Origin of the sequence: Alkalibacillus haloalkaliphilus C5, from assembly GCF_000269905.1 — a bacterium.
Classification (GTDB): domain Bacteria; phylum Bacillota; class Bacilli; order Bacillales; family Alkalibacillaceae; genus Alkalibacillus; species Alkalibacillus haloalkaliphilus_A.
Genome location: NZ_AKIF01000316.1, coordinates 1 through 258 on the forward strand (window position 1 = coordinate 1; position 258 = coordinate 258).

At 39.5% G+C, this 258-nt stretch carries 1 protein-coding gene; it reads right to left on the reverse strand.

Annotation, left to right across the window (positions count from 1 at the left end; all coding sequences use genetic code 11):
- Positions 1-258, reverse strand: a 258-nt coding sequence (locus A194_RS19170) for a transglycosylase domain-containing protein (protein WP_040403446.1), incomplete at both ends; no start/stop codon positions are given.

Sequence of the window (258 nt, forward strand, 5' to 3'; positions counted from 1 at the left end):
AAAGAATGTTTGTGCCGCTTCTTCAACACCATATATTCCATTTCCAAAATAAATTTCATTTAAATAATACTCGAGAATCTCATCCTTTGAGCGCTGTCTTTCTAAATAGATTGCGCCCATTACTTCCTTCGTCTTACGCATCCACGTTTGATCATTTGTTAACGCTGTATTTTTAACAAGCTGTTGTGTAATCGTACTAGCACCCTCTGTCTTACTCCATGTCGTCACATCACGGTACAATGCTCGTCCAACAGCCCA